At 47.8% G+C, this 1585-nt stretch carries 1 protein-coding gene; it reads left to right on the forward strand.

Annotation, left to right across the window (positions count from 1 at the left end; all coding sequences use genetic code 11):
• Positions 1-82: 82 nt before the first annotated feature.
• Positions 83-1126, forward strand: a complete 1044-nt coding sequence (locus QL223_RS25835; RefSeq protein WP_281546353.1) for an IS110 family transposase — start codon at positions 83-85, stop codon at positions 1124-1126.
• Positions 1127-1585 lie beyond the last annotated feature (459 nt).

Here is a 1585-nt window from a genome sequence, read left to right on the forward strand (position 1 = left end):
TTGATATTCATTGAGCCTTCTCCTCCAGCTTAACCGTCTAGCTAAGCTGGAAGGCGACGAAACCCAAAAAGGAGAAGACTCAATGAGATTTTATAACACTCAACACGACTATTACTGCGGTATCGATCTGCATGCGCGCATTCTTTATGTCTGTATCCTCGACTCTGCGGGCAACAAGGTGGTTCACAAGAAAATTGATGCCAATCCTGATGCACTCTTAGACATTCTCGCCCCCTTTCAAGACCAGATTGTGGTCGGTGTTGAGTGCATGCACTGCTGGTATTGGGTCAGTGACCTTTGCCTCGATTACGCCTTTGATTTTGTACTCGGCCATGCGCTGTATATGAAAGCTATTCACGGTGGCAAAACAAAAAACGACCGTATTGATTCATTCAAAATCGCTTCGCTGCTGCGGGGCGGAAACTTCCCTCTCGCTTATGTCTACCCTAAAGCCATGAGGGCTACACGTGATTTACTTCGTCGCCGTACTAAAATCATGCGTCACGGTGCCGACTTGAAAGCCCATGTATCCAACACCTTTAGCCAGTACAATCATCCGGCTCCGAACCTTCAGCTTCGCTATCCCTATGCCAGAGATGAAGTCCGTAATCGCTTCAATGAGCCTGCGGTTAACCGCAATCTCGATATCGATTTGAACGTGATTGCCTTCTACACCAAAGAGCTCGCGAGCGTTGAACACTTCATCGAGCAACACGCTAAACAACATAACCCCCAGGATTACCAACTACTACAAACAGTTCCGGGCATTGGCCGCATTCTGGCTCTGACCATCCTCTATGAAATCGGCAGTATCCAACGCTTTCCTTCCGTTCAGCAATTCGCCTCATACTCGCGCCTTGTTAAATGCAAAGCCGAATCTGCGGGAAAGCAATATGGCACCAGCGGCAATAAGATCGGCAACGCACACCTTAAGTGGGCCTTCTCCGAAGCCGCAGTCCTTTACCTTCGTGGCAATGAAAAAGCCAAGAAGTACCTTATCCGTCTACAAAAGCGGATGAGCAAAGCCAAAGCGTTATCTGCCCTTGCCCACAAGCTAGGCCGATGTGTTTACTTCATGTTGAGGAACAAAACTGTGTTTGATGAACGTCGGTTCTTAACAGAATAAGTCGCACGATGGGGTGAGCTGAACGTCTAACTGGTGCTGAGAAAGAGCACGTTGCTGACTGAGTTTAATGGGCATTAAGCCCAGATGGTCAGGTGTGTCGAATGTAGTCCAAGCCCCTTTGCTTTGATTAGCTACCCCGTCGTTGCGCACCCAAACGAACAACAAAGTTGCTTACACCCAACCTGAGCCTGAAGATAACTGGAAAACAAACGTTTAACCTTCTTTTTGAATAGTGCCAGCTTGGGTTAACCGAATAGTGTCTAGTGGCCCTGTCACTCCAATGGCAGGCAGCGGTGAGACCGCAGTAAGAGACCCTCTATATGTGTTTGCCGTAAGCAATGACTTAATGGCGTATATGACAAAACGAAGTAGACAACTTTGTTGTTCGAGAGAATTGGCTGCTGGCGCAGCCAAAAGAATACTATTGCCTATTGACCGGAGAAGGGCTCATATGTGTTA

This window comes from Grimontia sp. SpTr1, from assembly GCF_947387585.1.
Classification (GTDB): domain Bacteria; phylum Pseudomonadota; class Gammaproteobacteria; order Enterobacterales; family Vibrionaceae; genus Enterovibrio; species Enterovibrio indicus.